At 42.3% G+C, this 14,274-nt stretch carries 13 protein-coding genes and 1 riboswitch; of the genes, 3 read left to right on the forward strand and 10 right to left on the reverse strand.

What is annotated here, in order from left to right:
- Positions 1-22 precede the first annotated feature (22 nt).
- Positions 23-219, reverse strand: a riboswitch (cobalamin riboswitch).
- A 143-nt stretch (positions 220-362) separates the two neighbouring features.
- The 4 genes from AC19MV_RS04315 to AC19MV_RS04330 all read right to left on the reverse strand — a co-directional run bounded on the left by AC19MV_RS04315 (position 363) and on the right by AC19MV_RS04330 (position 4,259).
- Positions 363-1,028, reverse strand: coding sequence for a hypothetical protein (locus tag AC19MV_RS04315; RefSeq protein ID WP_498305917.1), 666 nt, complete (start codon positions 1,026-1,028; stop codon positions 363-365).
- Between the two features lie 128 nt (positions 1,029-1,156).
- Positions 1,157-1,474 carry a DUF3622 domain-containing protein gene (locus AC19MV_RS04320; RefSeq protein ID WP_432399158.1) on the reverse strand — a complete coding sequence of 106 codons (318 nt, stop codon included), beginning with the start codon at positions 1,472-1,474 and terminating at the stop codon, positions 1,157-1,159.
- Positions 1,475-1,600: 126 nt separating this feature from the next.
- Entirely contained in the window at positions 1,601-3,517 is a 1,917-nt protein-coding gene (locus tag AC19MV_RS04325; protein ID WP_498306261.1) for a peptidase U32 family protein, read from the reverse strand.
- Positions 3,518-3,692: 175 nt separating this feature from the next.
- Positions 3,693-4,259, reverse strand: coding sequence for a phosphoribosyltransferase (locus tag AC19MV_RS04330; RefSeq protein ID WP_432399159.1), 567 nt, complete (start codon positions 4,257-4,259; stop codon positions 3,693-3,695).
- Between the two features lie 315 nt (positions 4,260-4,574).
- Between AC19MV_RS04330 and AC19MV_RS04335 the strand changes: the two genes are divergently transcribed.
- Entirely contained in the window at positions 4,575-5,234 is a 660-nt protein-coding gene (locus AC19MV_RS04335) for a DNA-J related domain-containing protein (RefSeq protein WP_498305918.1), read from the forward strand.
- A 146-nt stretch (positions 5,235-5,380) separates the two neighbouring features.
- Positions 5,381-6,037, forward strand: coding sequence for a thiol:disulfide interchange protein DsbA/DsbL (locus AC19MV_RS04340; RefSeq protein ID WP_498305919.1), 657 nt, complete (start codon positions 5,381-5,383; stop codon positions 6,035-6,037).
- Positions 6,038-6,153: 116 nt separating this feature from the next.
- On the opposite strand, the gene AC19MV_RS04345 is transcribed toward AC19MV_RS04340, so the two are convergent.
- Both AC19MV_RS04345 and AC19MV_RS04350 read right to left on the reverse strand, forming a co-directional pair.
- On the reverse strand, positions 6,154-7,941 hold the full coding sequence (locus AC19MV_RS04345; RefSeq protein ID WP_498305920.1) for an alpha-amylase family glycosyl hydrolase: 1,788 nt from the start codon (positions 7,939-7,941) through the stop codon (positions 6,154-6,156).
- 74 nt (positions 7,942-8,015) lie between these two features.
- Positions 8,016-8,987, reverse strand: a complete 972-nt coding sequence (locus AC19MV_RS04350; RefSeq protein ID WP_498305921.1) for an aldo/keto reductase — start codon at positions 8,985-8,987, stop codon at positions 8,016-8,018.
- Between the two features lie 145 nt (positions 8,988-9,132).
- Between AC19MV_RS04350 and AC19MV_RS04355 the strand changes: the two genes are divergently transcribed.
- Entirely contained in the window at positions 9,133-10,020 is an 888-nt protein-coding gene (locus AC19MV_RS04355; protein ID WP_498305922.1) for a LysR family transcriptional regulator, read from the forward strand.
- Between the two features lie 118 nt (positions 10,021-10,138).
- On the opposite strand, the gene AC19MV_RS04360 is transcribed toward AC19MV_RS04355, so the two are convergent.
- The 4 genes from AC19MV_RS04360 to AC19MV_RS04375 all read right to left on the reverse strand — a co-directional run bounded on the left by AC19MV_RS04360 (position 10,139) and on the right by AC19MV_RS04375 (position 14,266).
- Positions 10,139-10,654: a cytochrome b/b6 domain-containing protein gene (locus AC19MV_RS04360; RefSeq protein ID WP_498305923.1), complete on the reverse strand. Its 516-nt coding sequence runs from the start codon at positions 10,652-10,654 to the stop codon at positions 10,139-10,141.
- Positions 10,654-11,178: a menaquinone-dependent protoporphyrinogen IX dehydrogenase gene (gene hemG / locus AC19MV_RS04365; RefSeq protein WP_432399166.1), complete on the reverse strand. Its 525-nt coding sequence runs from the start codon at positions 11,176-11,178 to the stop codon at positions 10,654-10,656. Before hemG ends, AC19MV_RS04360 begins: the two co-directional genes overlap by 1 nt.
- Before the next feature lie 186 nt (positions 11,179-11,364).
- Positions 11,365-12,987 (reverse strand): di-heme oxidoredictase family protein, encoded by a 1,623-nt coding sequence (locus AC19MV_RS04370; RefSeq protein WP_498305924.1) that lies wholly within the window; start codon positions 12,985-12,987, stop codon positions 11,365-11,367.
- Between the two features lie 115 nt (positions 12,988-13,102).
- Positions 13,103-14,266: an imelysin family protein gene (locus AC19MV_RS04375; RefSeq protein WP_498305925.1), complete on the reverse strand. Its 1,164-nt coding sequence runs from the start codon at positions 14,264-14,266 to the stop codon at positions 13,103-13,105.
- Positions 14,267-14,274 lie beyond the last annotated feature (8 nt).

Genomic DNA, 14,274 nt, shown 5'->3' on the forward strand with positions numbered 1-14,274 from the left:
TCGAGATCTGCCCACCGAAATCATCGAAATCACCTTTATGGCCGGTCTCCGGACTGAGGTTGCGGTACCTAAGAGTACACACGAGCCAAGCAAATATGCATTGCATATTGGACTCTCACCTATCACCGTTGCGGGGGCAGTACCAGACTTTCACTGGTTTCCCGATTCTCCAATGGGTCGATATGACTCAACATTGGCACCGTAAAGATTGACTAAACTGAATAAATATAGAATAACGGTCTAATGGCTGAATAGATTGATAAATACAGCCATAAACGTCGATAGGATTATAACGGAATCAGCACGTTGCTGATAGTCGCTAAGCATTAAAACAACGCGCAGATTACTCACGTTAGCTCAATTTAAGGCTCAGCCATAAACTCGCGATAATTGCTTTGGGTGACGGGAGCTGACTCGGCAGTAAATACGGCGGTACGAATGGATTTGTGCACTAAATAAATATCTTCATCATCGCTTATTACCGTAAAGTAGCCCATCTCGCCACGCGGACTGGTAACGTAAGACTCAGACACAATAGCAGAAGCATTATGAATGTTAGGCATACTCGTACACCCTAGCAAACCATGCACAGCTTCATAGCCTTCCACTTTCATGCTGCCTAATTGTTGATAAATCACTTCACCCTGGCAATGTTCTTTATAGGTGTCTGCCATTGAATCTAAAAATTCATCCGGGTCAACATCTTCGGCAAGCCCTTTAAAGCCTTGCATACACACTAGGCTAGACCAATCATTAAGGGTTTCGTTGGCGGGGATAAATTCAGCCATGGTCATATCACCGCGCTTTTCGTTAAAAGCGAGTTTCCATGAAAGAGGAGGTAAAAAGCCGAAGGTTTGCGACACAGTCGTTAGCCGTTTGACGTCGCTAGACATGACAAGCACGCCAGAAGCATCATTGTCAGATTCTAATGTGACCAATGCTGGAAAAGTAGCATACGCGGTATAGGGGAATAAGCTAAATATTCCAACGCACCCCGCGTAGCTGATAACTGCAGCAATCTTGTTCATCCCAATGTCATCCTTGCTAGGTCAAGATGTGACGATAAGTTGATTAAAAATCATTCTAATTATGTATATCCTATCCTGAACATACAAAAATTGAAACTTATCTATAACATTTACACCATTGTAAAATGTTAGTTTAACTCTTCGTCGTCTTCGTCTTCTGCGTCAAATAGCTCATCTTCATCAACGGCAGATTCAGCTGCAATCGCTGCTGCTAAGCTTTTCGCTTTAAGATGCTTTTCAGTTTTGCGCTTGTTACGATCTGCTTGCTTAGACAGGAAACCCTGTAGAGACTGCTCGCCCCATGCAATGGCTTCTGCTTCTGAAGCAAAACCATCTTGGCTTTTAGACACTAAGGTTTTAGTCGCTGTCATACGACGAGTGATTTCGGTTTTCCACGTGTTTTCAACTTGTGTTACACGTAAACCATACTTTTTGCTATCGCTCATAATCTTTTCAATCCTACTTTGGGTATCACGGGACAAAACCCATGAAATTTCAGCCGCGCAGTGTACTCGATAAGCACGAGTTTGGGCAGCTATTATTGGTTATTTTTAACGCTTTTTTTGATGGCGTTATTGCTGCTTAACTAACTGGTTTGAGCCCACAATCATCATTTCACATTTATGGCAGTCAAACACCAGCTTTAATTTATCTTTACCTACATCTAAAAACATTGGATCAGCTTTAATGCCTTCAACTTCTTTAGGGCACAAATTAAAGCTGTAACGTAAGCAATGCTTGGTGACCATCAATGGCGCATCATGCAACACGGTGTTTTTTTCGTAGGTGTCTTCGATTTGAATCACACCATGCTGTTCATAAAACGATTTAGCTTTTTCGTTGGCCACGTTAGATAAAAAGCTCAAGGCTTTTTGCGGGAAACGCGCTTCTTTATCATGCACCCAACGCTCTGGGCGTTGATAAGCCGCAACCCTTGCTGCCATTAATTCACTCACGGCATCACGGCGCAGTTCGTTGACCATCGATGACGGTAAAAACCACATTTGCTCAGTTTGCAGGTTGATTTTGTTTAACACAAAATCGCTACTGCCTAATTTACCTAATTGCTTCTTTAAGTTTTCAGCCGTTTTAGCCTGGTCATTTGCCGGGGCTTTATCACACGCTAATGTCGCTGTAACACTAATGTTATGCGCATCCGTCACCGTTAGCCCTACACCGTCATCTGTGTCAAAAAATTGCATATCGACACTGATTTTACGCGTGGCAGAGTCTTTGTTTAATGTGGCCTCAAACTTATGGTCAAAGTTACGGAACATCATTACACCGACTTTCAAATCTCTTGGCACTTCGGTTAAGTACAAGGTGTTACCATCAGCACGATTAACGCGTAAGCCAGACAACTTGTCATCAGACAGGCGCTGAGTTTCATAATGCTCAACGAAATAGCACAAGCCATCGCCGTTGTTAAAGTGAATATCTTTGCCGCTTTCGCTCGGATCGATTTTGATAAAATCTTTACCAACTTGGGTAATCCGGCCAATTTTTTCACCAATAAACTTAGGTGAACTAAAATGCTCAATCGCTTCTGTTCGCTCGTTAACGAAATAGTCTGTTTTACCGCGGTTAAAGCTCTTATCTGGATCGGGGGTAAAGTTAAACTCGCAGCGGCCATGAGATATCGATTCTAGATCATTGCGCTTGGCAATAATCGCATCTAACTGCTGGCGATAGTGAGCGGTCACGTTTTTAAGATAGGTAATGTCTTTTAAGCGGCCTTCAATTTTAAACGAGCTAATACCTGCATCAATCAAGGCTTCTAAATTATCAGTTTGATTGTTGTCTTTAAGCGACAGCAAATGCTGATTTTCTGCTAATACGTCGCCGTCACGCGTGGTTAAATTACACGGTAAGCGACACATTTGTGAACATTCACCACGGTTAGCACTGCGATTTGAGTACGCATGACTTAAGTTACATAAACCGCTGTAACTGACACACAATGCCCCATGAATGAAAAACTCTAACTTCATTTTTGTGCTTGCGGCAATATCACGAATTTGCGGAATATTCAGCTCACGCGCTAATACCACCTGCGAGAAACCCACCTGTTCAAAAAACACGGTTTTTTCAGGGCTGCGGTTATCTGTTTGCGTGCTGGCGTGCAATGCAATTGGCGGTAAATCTAGCTGTAATACGCCCATGTCTTGAATAATCAAGGCATCAACACCGGCTTCGTAAAGTTCCCATATCAGCTTTTGCGCTTTGTCTATTTCGTTATCCATTAAAATGGTGTTTAAGGCAACAAACACCTGGGCATGATAACGATGAGCAAACTCCGCTAAGCGAGCAATGTCTTCAACGCTGTTACCAGCATTATGACGCGCGCCAAACGCAGGGCCACCAATATAAACCGCGTCGGCACCATGACGAATAGCTTCAATACCGTAATCAGCATTTTTAGCAGGTGCGAGCAATTCAAGTTGGCGCTTTACCGGAGCCTCGGGGGTAAACAATTCTACAGAAACCATAATGTTAACTAAATTTCGCTCAATTCGGATAAAAAAGTGCGCCAACATACTGATATCATCTAATTGACATGAGTATGTTGGCGCACTCGCATAGTCTTGTATTTTAGCAAACTTTAAACAAAGTTCTAAGTAAAATCGCGACTAAATATGCCGCACGACTTTTACACTGTTTTGCTTATAAAAATAGCTCTTGAATGTTCTTAAAGTCGGCTTTACCTTCCGCGATTTCTTGTGGGTTTAATCCTGATACTTCGTGCGGGAACACTAACCAATCTTCAGATGAATGAATAAAGTAATCTGGTTTCAAATCGACTTTGGTATTTTTTGGCTTGTAATAAGGACAAGCAATACGGATGTCGTTTGGCATGTTTAGGCGCATAAACTTTCTTAACTTACCGATTAAGGCATCAATACTGCGGCCAGAATCAAATACGTCATCAACAATTAACAAACCATCGCTGGCATTGGCATTTTCGATAATGTAGTGCAAACCATGTACTTTAATGTTTTTGTCTTGCTTATCAGTACCAATACCGTAATAAGACGAAGTACGCACGGCAATATGGTCGGTTTCGACTTTTTTAAAGTCGTAATATTCTTGAACAGCAATACCAATTGGAGCTCCGCCGCGCCAAATGCCCACAATAAACTGCGGTCTAAAACCACTGTCATATACTTGCGCAGCCAGTCTAAATGAATCTTCTAAAAGTTGTTGTGCGCTAATATAATGTTTATCTGTCATTGGTTAAGCCCCTTGTTAATTTGTTGCGGAGAATTTTATACCAAATAAAATTATCTTGCCTGTAAGAATCAGAATTAATTGATCAAAATCTACATTAATTCCCAATGCTCATAAATAACTTACCATTAATGTGCTCACATGGTGACATTGACCGAGTTATTTCGGTTAAATTAAGGCACCGAGGGTATGCCTCGCAGTTCGCGTCTTTGCACGCAACCAATTGATAAAATCTACTTGTCATTCACGGCGGCTATGGCATAGTGTTTTTTAACCGATACGTTGATTTTACCGCCAATTCAGGATGAATACGCCACTATGTTGCTCGACAAAAACTCACAGAATCATTTTGCAAACGCGCAGTCGTTAACAACTGATGCCCGTGTATTGAGTGTGCCTAAAGGCGACAACCCCTTAATTTGGCCAGTATTAACCTTGCTAAAGTCATCGAATACCAGCTGGAAAGTCCATCACTTAGCCAGTGAACTGCAATCAAAAGGGTTAATGCACGACCTTGACCCCATGCCGGAAAAAGATCTCTTCAAACGTAACTTTCTATTAATGAATGCCCTATATGAATTGCAAGACATGTTAATGCCAAGACAATGGCTGCAAGTAAAAGCAATGGAAATTCAAATTTTTAGAATCATCCCCAGCAATGCCGATGTCGAACATACTCGAGATGGCGCTCTGCGTGACTACTACCTTGATTGGGCTAATTACGATGCTAGCGTTAATGTGGTGCGTGAGATGCTCGAGTCTTTCTGGTCTAGTTACCAACAATATATCGGCGTTAATGTTCAATTAATGCATAAAGGTCATGCTTTAAAAGTGTTCGAGTTAGATGCCACCGCGACCGATAAAGACATCCGCAAGCAATGGCGTAAACTGGCGCTAAAATGGCACCCGGATCGTGATGAAGGTAACGAGGAACGATTCCGCGAAGTCTGTGAAGCCTGGCAAACCCTGCGAGACTAAAGCTTAATGGCTTAATGGCTTAATGCCGACTCATTATTTAACGTAAATCACTACTTGATCACACAAATTTTGCGCCTAATTTTGGCAATTTATGCCATCATTAACGGCATAGCTTTATCCATTTCCATCTCCATTTTGAGGTATTCATGTTTAAATTTTTAGCTTTAGCCGTCACATTAGCCATTGCCCCTCTCACCAGTTTTGCTGCGCAATATGTTGAAGGAACACACTACACTCAAATATCAAATAACATGGTGCCTACTGAGCCAAAAGTGACTGAGTTTTTCTCTTTTTATTGCCACAACTGCTTCAACATGGAAAGCCAGTACCTACCAGAAATCAAAAAAGGGTTAGACAAAAGAGTCACGTTCGACAGTAAACACGTCGACTTCATGAACAGTGATTTAGGCACAGAAGTAATGCGCTCGTTAGCGGTTATCCATGAGCTAGATAACAAAGAAGCTTTAAAAATTGCCATGTTTGGTGCGATACAAGGTAAAGATAACAACGCTGGCCATGACCATAGTGCTGCGGGCCATGAGCACAAATCGTTGATTAATAACCGTGATGACATTAAGAAAGTCTTTGCTGAATTAGGCGTTGATGCAAACCAATACGACACCTTAGCCGACAGCGCTGAAACCGATAAAAAGCTGGGTTTATGGCGTGAACAACAAGAGATGTATGCCGTACAAAGTGTGCCGGCTTTTATTGTTAACGATAAATACGCGATTAACTTAAATGAAATGCGCACGCTCGATGACATCATCGGGTTGATTAACTATTTAGCATTACAAAAGTAGTTTCAACGCCTTTAAACGGAAAATGGCTATCCAATTGATAGCCATTTTTTATGTCTGCTCGTTAAGTCGCCTTGGTATAATCAAAAGCCGCTGGCAGCATTCTGAGGGTGCACTTATTAGTGCCGATTGGTATAAATCGCATAACTTAATCGAGGTAAGGTCACGCTCAATGCTGCTGCCGGTGCACTCACATCATCCGATGAGACTATCGCAACAGGCCATGAAGTCATTAAACGATATGTGTTCCCTTGTGCAATGACATTAATCGTTTGCGCTTGTTCGCCGCTGTTAAATACCATCAACAGCTCGGCACCCGTTTGAGGGTCTACTCGCGCAAATGCAAACATGTCTTTATCGGCTTGGTAAAAACGGTCTTGATATTGCCCACGACGCAGTATTGGATATTGTTTACGCAGTTCGCTCAGCTGAGCAATGGCTTGGTACAGTGGATGCTTTTCATCAAAGTTATCAACCGCAGTAGTGGCATTACTGCCGAGTAACACGTTGTCATTGTAGTTCGCCACTTTAGAGGCAAACATGTCTTCCCGCGCGTCAATATCCTTACCATCGCCAGTAAACCCTTGCTCGTCTCCATAATAAACGACCGGAATACCCCGAGATAAAAACATAAACGCATGCGACAAAATACTCCGTTGCAGTTTATCTTCCGCAGGTATGTTCGCTTGCGCTTGATTGATAAAATAGCCCGTACGCCCCATGTCATGATTACCTAAAAAGGTCATTAACAAATCGGCTTGGCTATCGCTGTCTTGATAAAGCGTATCTTGGGCAAATAATTGCTGTGCTAACAGCGGGCTCTTTTTACGATAGAAAATATCAGCCGCGGTTTGTTGAAAAGCAAAATCTAATACTGACGGTAGTTTGCCCTCTGTGGTGTATATGCTCAGGTTTTTAGGATCGGTATCGTACACCTCGCCAAAAACATGAAACTGAGGAATACCTTGCGCCTTGGCAAACTTAACGATTTCAGGGCTAAAGGTTTGCCAAAATGATAAATCGACATGCTTAACGGTATCAATCCTAAAACCATCAGGCTTAAATTCTTTAATTAAGTTTTGATATATCTCAACCATGCCTGAAACGACTTCAGGATCCGCGGTATTGAGATCGTCTAAACCATTAAAATCACCCTTTAACGAGCTTTCACCTTTAAAGGTACTGTCGCCTTGATTGTGATAAAAACGTGGGTCGTTTAACCATTCAGGGACTTTCACATTCGCTTGTTCTTGAGGTACAAACGGCGTGTAACTGTCGCCATTTGCAACTTGAGCTAATGATTTAAATTCGCACTGAGTATTCGGTTCTATAAACTCACCCGAAGCTTGATGGCATTCCTGATACTTGATCACGTCGGCTGTATGATTAGTAATAATGTCAAAAAACACTTTAATACCACGTTGATGTGCTGCTTTAATCAACTGTTTTAAATCAGCATTGCTGCCAAAATGTGGATCAATTTCAGTAAAGTCGACAATCCAATATCCGTGATGGGCTATGCCGTCAGATTGAATCGCTTTATTACGCAATAATGGCGTCATCCAAATAGCGGTTATACCAAGATTTTGTAAGTAATCCAGTTTCTGCTCAATGCCGTTAATGTCGCCACCATGAAAACCACGAGGGTGAGTTAAATCTAAGCCACCTGCTGAAATCTGTTGCGTTGTTGAGCCGTTGTCATTACTTGAATTACCGTTATAAAAACGATCGGGCAGTACAAAATAGAAAATGTCATCGCGGATATCACGGTGTAAATAATCCTGATATATATCAGCTCGATCGGTTGGCTGCAACAAAGGCTGAACCACCGTCGCTGCCACTTCTTTTTGCTGACATCCACTTAACACCAATGCTGCACTCAATAATGCCCATGTTGTCTTATTCATATTGTCTTAGAATCCTTTCATTGAATGGTATCGATTAAATGCTCAGATATTGAACAAACATGTTGTCGTAATGGTTAAGGTAGCTCTTGTCCTTTGGCACTGACATACAATGCATACCAATGCTCACGACTGAGTGATACCTGAGTCGCCTGGCTACACGCCTTAATTCGCTCAATATTAGTGGTACCAATAACCGGTTGAATTTGGCTAGGGTGGCGCATCAGCCAACTTAATAAAATGGCTTCTGGAGTCGTATTATATTCAACCGCTAACGTGGCGACCAACTGACTGGTCTGCGTTATCGCATCAGACTGACCTACCGTGGTGATACCACTATAAACACCTTGGCATAAGCTACCCCAAGCTTGAATTTGTATGTTGTTTTGATTGCAATACTCAAGCGTACCAGGGGTAAAGTTTATGTCTTTTCCCTCTTGATTACCGGCATAAATGCTTTCGTCTAACCAAGCATGTTTTTGCAGGCTCATTTCAATTTGGTTGACCACTATTGGCTCATCAAGCACACGTTGCAATGCGCTAATTTGATGTTGCTGCATATTCGAAACACCGAGAAAACGCACTTTACCTGCTGCTTTAAGCTTATGGAAAGTATCGGCTATTTCGGTCACTTGCATTAAGGGATCGGGGCGGTGAAGTACCAACACATCGATATAATCTGTGTGTAATTCGGTTAAACTTTTATCAACACTATAGTGAATCCAAGCCGACGACAAATCGTAACGTTTAGGGCCTTTACCGTCTTCAAATCGAATGCCACATTTAGTTTGCAGGTACATATTATCGCGTAAGCCAGGGCGCTGTTTTAAGACTTGCCCGAATACGGTTTCCGCTTTGCCAAAGGTGTAAATGTCGGCATGATCAAAGTAATTAATATGACTTTGCAGCACAGTATCAATAACATCATGTGTTTGCTGAATATCTGCAGCGCAAATGGCGTTACTATTCCACCCGCCGCCTAATCCCATACAACCATAAACTAACGAACTAACATTAGGGAAAACACTTTTTAATGGTAATGCCGACATTGAGTTAACTCTCTTTAAACAAGTAATATGGCTTAGTGTAGAGGTTTATCAGTACAGATGAAGAGTAAAAAACAAAATCATTGTTTGATATAGCTACCAATAAGGAATTAAAGTTCTTTATAAAATAATATCCTGGGTGGCTAACATGAGTCGTGAACACAAAAAATTTGAACGATTATTCCTATTCAGTGAAGTAGCCAAACAACTGAGTTTTACCGAAGCGGCAGCCTCGTTAGGAATATCGAGAGGATATTTGTCTGAGCAAATTAGGCAACTTGAAAAGGAAGTCGGTCGTCCATTACTTATCCGCACTACACGCAGTGTTAAACTGACGGTGCAAGGTGAAATGATTTTAGCCAGCATGGGACAAGTGAAAGCAGACTTATTAGATCTTGACCGAAAAATTCGTCATGACAATGAGGATATTGCAGGACGGATCCGTATTACGGCTCCTAGCCAATTTACTCAGCGTTATTTACTCGATATTTGCCATGAATTTAGCGCGCTGCATCCGCAAGTGCATTTCAGCATAGATTGCAGCTATACCTTATTTGATTTGGCAAAAAACGATTTTGATTTGGCCATTAGAGCGACGCAAAACCCACCACAAAATATGGTCGCCAAAAAGTTATTTGAGTATCAGCAAGTCTGTTGCGCCGCCCCCGAATATCTCGAAAAAGCCGGGATACCAATACACATTGATGATTTACGTCAGCACAAATGTTTAACCTCAGCAGAACAAACTCACTGGACATTTGGCAATCAAACCATCGCGATTAACAGCTTTATTAGCGTCAACGATAACCACATGCTCAAAACACAAGCCTTACTCGCCAGAGGCATTATGTTAGGGCCACAATATCTGGTGGATAAGGAGTTACAGCAAGGACATTTACGCGCAATTTTTCCTGATGAAACCACAGGCCAATCTGCGACTTATATAGTGCACCCACAAATGATTAATCAGTCTGCTAGGCTCAGCAGCTTTATTCAATTTACCCTTGAATGGTTTAAGCAAAACGGAATCAGCTAAACTAAGGTTATGATAAGCAGGGGTTATGATAAACAGGGGTTTTGATAAACAGGGGTTTTGATAAACAAAAAATAACAGGAATCATTATAAGGCATGGATATACTGATAACAGAACAGCTTAATTAAAAAAGTCTCTTAAGTGTAATAACGCTAATAAGCAGTGCAGAACAATAAAACCAATAAAACCATGAGCAAAAACAATATGGTAATAACGCCACGTTAAGGCATTACTGGGATCTGCCACGTACCAGGCCGCGCCGGTTAACGCCACCAGCAAAAGCAATATCACTCCAAGGCCTTCAATAACGCTGATTAATCCCTTGCCACCAGAATGGGGCAATTGGCCGCGCATTAAGCCGCTAATATCAGCGAACAGCGGTTTAACATCAAGCGTTAACCAAGGGAAAAACTGCCGCCATTGCCCACCGATACACACCTTAACGGCAAACATTAATGCCAATATACCGGTCAATAATCCACCGTAAACATGAAGTAAATCCCAAAAACTCGCACGCGACGTTAACTGTCGACCGATTAAGACCCACGAACTGGTACACACCAGTAGCAACGACAACAGCAACACTGCAGGATGCAGCATTGCCTCAATACGTTGCCACAGTTGTTTCACTGTCATTAACTCGCCTCAATCATTTGCTGAGCAAATTGGTCAACTTTGTCCCAATCGGTAAATTCAACTTTGGTATTGGGATCGGTTGGGCCTTTGGTTATCCACATAATAAAGCGAATAATATTACGGTCCATCACGCCGTATCCCTGGTAATCTAAATTACCGCCAAAAACTTGCAGTACCTTAGGTTGCCAAGGGCTTTGGCTTAAAAACTGTTGCATATAACTATTAGTTTGCGGCGTATTTTTAGCCGGTTTACGAGCCACTAGACTCACCGAAAAAAAGCCATTCGGCTTAGATAATAATTGTTGCTGATGCGCATCAATAAACTGATATAACGCAGGACGATGCTTACCATGGCGAATACTGGCACCAATAAACACTTTATCGAATCCATCAAGGTCTGGCACATTGGACAAGGGCGCAACGGTCACTTGCTGATGTTGTGCCTCGAGTTTATCACGTAAATATTCACAAATTTTTTGAGTGTATCCATGGACACTAGAATGAATCAGTAAAATATGGCTCATGCTGACCTCAAGTTGAAATCATCTAAAGTAATACAGTATCTTAGCCCACTGCGATTAAAATTTACATGAAACTGATCACGCCATGAGTATCGCGTTACTCCTTAAAAAGTGCGTTAACGAAAAATCCCTCAGCCATGAACGACAAAGGGATTGGTTATAAGCGTATTAAAACTAAATACGGTTTGCTTATAGTGACATTAAAAATGCCAGCAGTTGCGTGCGTTCATCTTTGCTTAACGTCATAAAGTCGTCGGTTGATTGCTGCGCCTCTCCGCCATGCCACAAAATAGCTTCTTCTAGCGTTGCGGCACGGCCATCGTGTAAAAATCCGGCTTGTGGATTAACGGTTTGAGTCAGCCCTATTCCCCATAAAGGCCGGGTACGCCATTCATTTCCGTCGGCTAAAAAGTCAGGGCGACCATCGGCAAGTCCCTCACCCATGTCGTGTAATAACATGTCGCTAAACGGATAAATAGTTTGGCCTTTTAAGCTTTCACTCATTGGTAAACCGCCAATATCACCGGCAGTTTTGGTGGTAAATGACGGTATATGGCATCCGGTGCAATTAATTTTTTCAAATAATCGTGCACCTTCACGCACCTGAGTATCGTCAACATTACGCCTTGCTGGTACTGCGAGGGTTTCTGCATAAAACACTACCGAATAACTAAACTCTGCGCTGGCTTCTGGTTCACCATTAATGTCTTCTCCGGTATCAACAAAACCGGTACGGGTTAAATAAGAATCATGTAAACTTGTGCCAAGGATACTTTCTTGAGGAAACAATGGATTAGTTATACCTATATCACCACGTAAAGCCCCTAAGGATTGTACTCGAACACTAGGCGTATTAGCTTTCCAGCCGAAACGCCCAAGAGATACAGGATAGTTATCTCCTTGTTGCGCTTTAACCGCATCAAACACCCAATTAGCTCGACCAGAAATACCATCATTGTTGCTGTCGTCAGCATCTACATTTGCCAAAATAGTCGCCTCAGGGATAGCCTCAAGCAACCCTAAACCAAATACTGGCATACCATTACGCCAGCCCATTAACACATCATCTTGCAATAAGTTGGATGTGACATTGGCACTGAGTTTGGTTTCACCTGGGGCATCATAAGGATTTTCGACATCAAAAATCGGTTTTTTCAGATTAATCACAGTCCCGTCAACATAAATAACATCATGCCGTTCGTAAGATAAATACACATCAGCTTGGCCAACAAAGGCATTGTTTTGCCAATCGGGTCGCGCTTTTAGTACACCACGATGAAATAGCTGATCGCCAAAATCAGGCACTTTGATGGGCGCACAATATTGATTGTCTGCCGTACCTTCTGTACACGTTTGCGCTGGAACCTTACTGATCCGTAAAAAGATCCCTGCGGCAGAATCTAACTTAACTCGGTTTTGATCCGCGGCTAAAAAAGGGGTGGAGTTTCGGCCGTCACGTTGATGGCATGAATTGCAGTCTGCGTTATTAAATACCGGACCCAAGCCATCTTGATCTGGATGTTCACTATTAGGAGCTGTGGTAAATGACACCTCAAAATTAGCATCCCCCTCCAAATGCAACGCTAATTCATCGGCAGTTAAGTTTAACGATGGGGTAGAAAATCCGTGCCCTGAATTGCTGGCATCAAAGGTTGTGGTGTCACCACCTAATGCAATAACGGTGGTGTAAGCAGGATAACTGACTGTGGGCACCGTCGGTTCAGTATTGTCATCACCACTGCCACCACAGGCGGTTAATACTAGCCCCATCAAAGCTAGCAACAGATAAGATTGTTGCGAAAATTTGTTCATTTATGTCTCACCAATTCACTCAAAATGTATCACGCCTACTCTTTTATTGTATTTTTTAAGCGTTCACTGATGTGTTTGACCTACATCATTACGATGTAGGTCAAACAACAAATACTTATGAATTCCACTCAGATAACAGCGGTAGCACATCAGACTCTAAAGAGCTTTGTAATGTGCTTAACGCATCAACAGCCGTTTGCACTCGAGCACGTCCTGCTTCATCTAAAATAGCTTGGCGAAATGGCATGTTTGTGCTGCCAGAAATCGCTTGAATGCTAATAATGGCATCGTCAATCTCACTCGCTACACGTGTTGATAACGCAGGATCGGCAGCCGCGACAAAGTCAATAACACCGGTTTTATCGGTAGAACCGATAAATTCACCTTGGTACACGTTACGTACACCTATAATGTTGTCTGCAAAGTCGGTGAGTGAGTTCCAAGAATACTGAGATTCAACTTTAGAGGTATCGGCAGTCGCTAAAGACTCGCCAAATGGATCGGCAATTTTGCCGTTACCGACCTCATCAACAATGCCAATCATGCCGTTAATGAGCTCTTCAATGACAGAGAGTTGTGATGAGTAAATGGCATTGTTAACATCGCCAGGGGTTTTAAGTAACTCGGCATAAGGTAGGGCATTTGTATCTTGTGGGTTGTAGCTCACTTGCCATGCATCATCAAGCTGCACCGCATAGTCACGAAACACTTCTGCTAACGCAATTAGATACTCACGCTCACTGGTAGTAAGATCTGCAATTAGCTTGGTATTGCTGTCAACACCATTACCAAATAACAAGTATTCCATGGTGTGAAAGCCTTGAACATCATCGTTCCAGGCTTTAATGGTTTCGGCATCAAAACCACTATTATTATCTAGCTGAGTCTGTAGGTCTGTGGTGTTTAAAGGCCAGCTGTCTAAATGTGGATCGATACTTAAAGAATCTACAGGGCCAAAAATATGCGATTCACCTTGCTCCCATGGCTCACGTGCAGATTTCCATGCATTCTGTGCAGCCACGAGATCGGCTTGAGTTGCCGACGCACTTAGCAAAGCTTGTGTCGCTAATAATAATGCATCACCTTCAGCGGCTAAATTGGCATAACCGGCCACAATAACATCATCGGTCAAATTGGTGATCATTTCTGTAGCGGCAAAGCTAAAGCCCGTTGTCGGTTCCACTGGTGTTTCGGTACTTGAATCATCAGAACCTGAACCACCACATGCAGATAAAGTCGTGATTAAAGCCAATGTTATTGCTGTGTGTTTAAAGCGCATAATAAAAC

The sequence above is a fragment of the Shewanella sp. MF05913 genome, from assembly GCF_059758095.1.

Excerpts from the sequence above, each read along its gene's own strand:
- AC19MV_RS04315 (WP_498305917.1), bottom strand. The coding sequence starts at position 1,028 with ATGAACAAGATTGCTGCAGTTATCAGCTACGCGGGGTGCGTTGGAATA.
- AC19MV_RS04320 (WP_432399158.1), bottom strand. The coding sequence starts at position 1,474 with ATGAGCGATAGCAAAAAGTATGGTTTACGTGTAACACAAGTTGAAAAC.
- AC19MV_RS04325 (WP_498306261.1), bottom strand. The coding sequence starts at position 3,517 with ATGGTTTCTGTAGAATTGTTTACCCCCGAGGCTCCGGTAAAGCGCCAA.
- AC19MV_RS04330 (WP_432399159.1), bottom strand. The coding sequence starts at position 4,259 with ATGACAGATAAACATTATATTAGCGCACAACAACTTTTAGAAGATTCA.
- AC19MV_RS04335 (WP_498305918.1), top strand. The coding sequence starts at position 4,575 with ATGTTGCTCGACAAAAACTCACAGAATCATTTTGCAAACGCGCAGTCG.
- AC19MV_RS04340 (WP_498305919.1), top strand. The coding sequence starts at position 5,381 with ATGTTTAAATTTTTAGCTTTAGCCGTCACATTAGCCATTGCCCCTCTC.
- AC19MV_RS04345 (WP_498305920.1), bottom strand. The coding sequence starts at position 7,941 with ATGAATAAGACAACATGGGCATTATTGAGTGCAGCATTGGTGTTAAGT.
- AC19MV_RS04350 (WP_498305921.1), bottom strand. The coding sequence starts at position 8,987 with ATGTCGGCATTACCATTAAAAAGTGTTTTCCCTAATGTTAGTTCGTTA.
- AC19MV_RS04355 (WP_498305922.1), top strand. The coding sequence starts at position 9,133 with ATGAGTCGTGAACACAAAAAATTTGAACGATTATTCCTATTCAGTGAA.
- AC19MV_RS04360 (WP_498305923.1), bottom strand. The coding sequence starts at position 10,654 with ATGACAGTGAAACAACTGTGGCAACGTATTGAGGCAATGCTGCATCCT.
- hemG (WP_432399166.1), bottom strand. The coding sequence starts at position 11,178 with ATGAGCCATATTTTACTGATTCATTCTAGTGTCCATGGATACACTCAA.
- AC19MV_RS04370 (WP_498305924.1), bottom strand. The coding sequence starts at position 12,987 with ATGAACAAATTTTCGCAACAATCTTATCTGTTGCTAGCTTTGATGGGG.
- AC19MV_RS04375 (WP_498305925.1), bottom strand. The coding sequence starts at position 14,266 with ATGCGCTTTAAACACACAGCAATAACATTGGCTTTAATCACGACTTTA.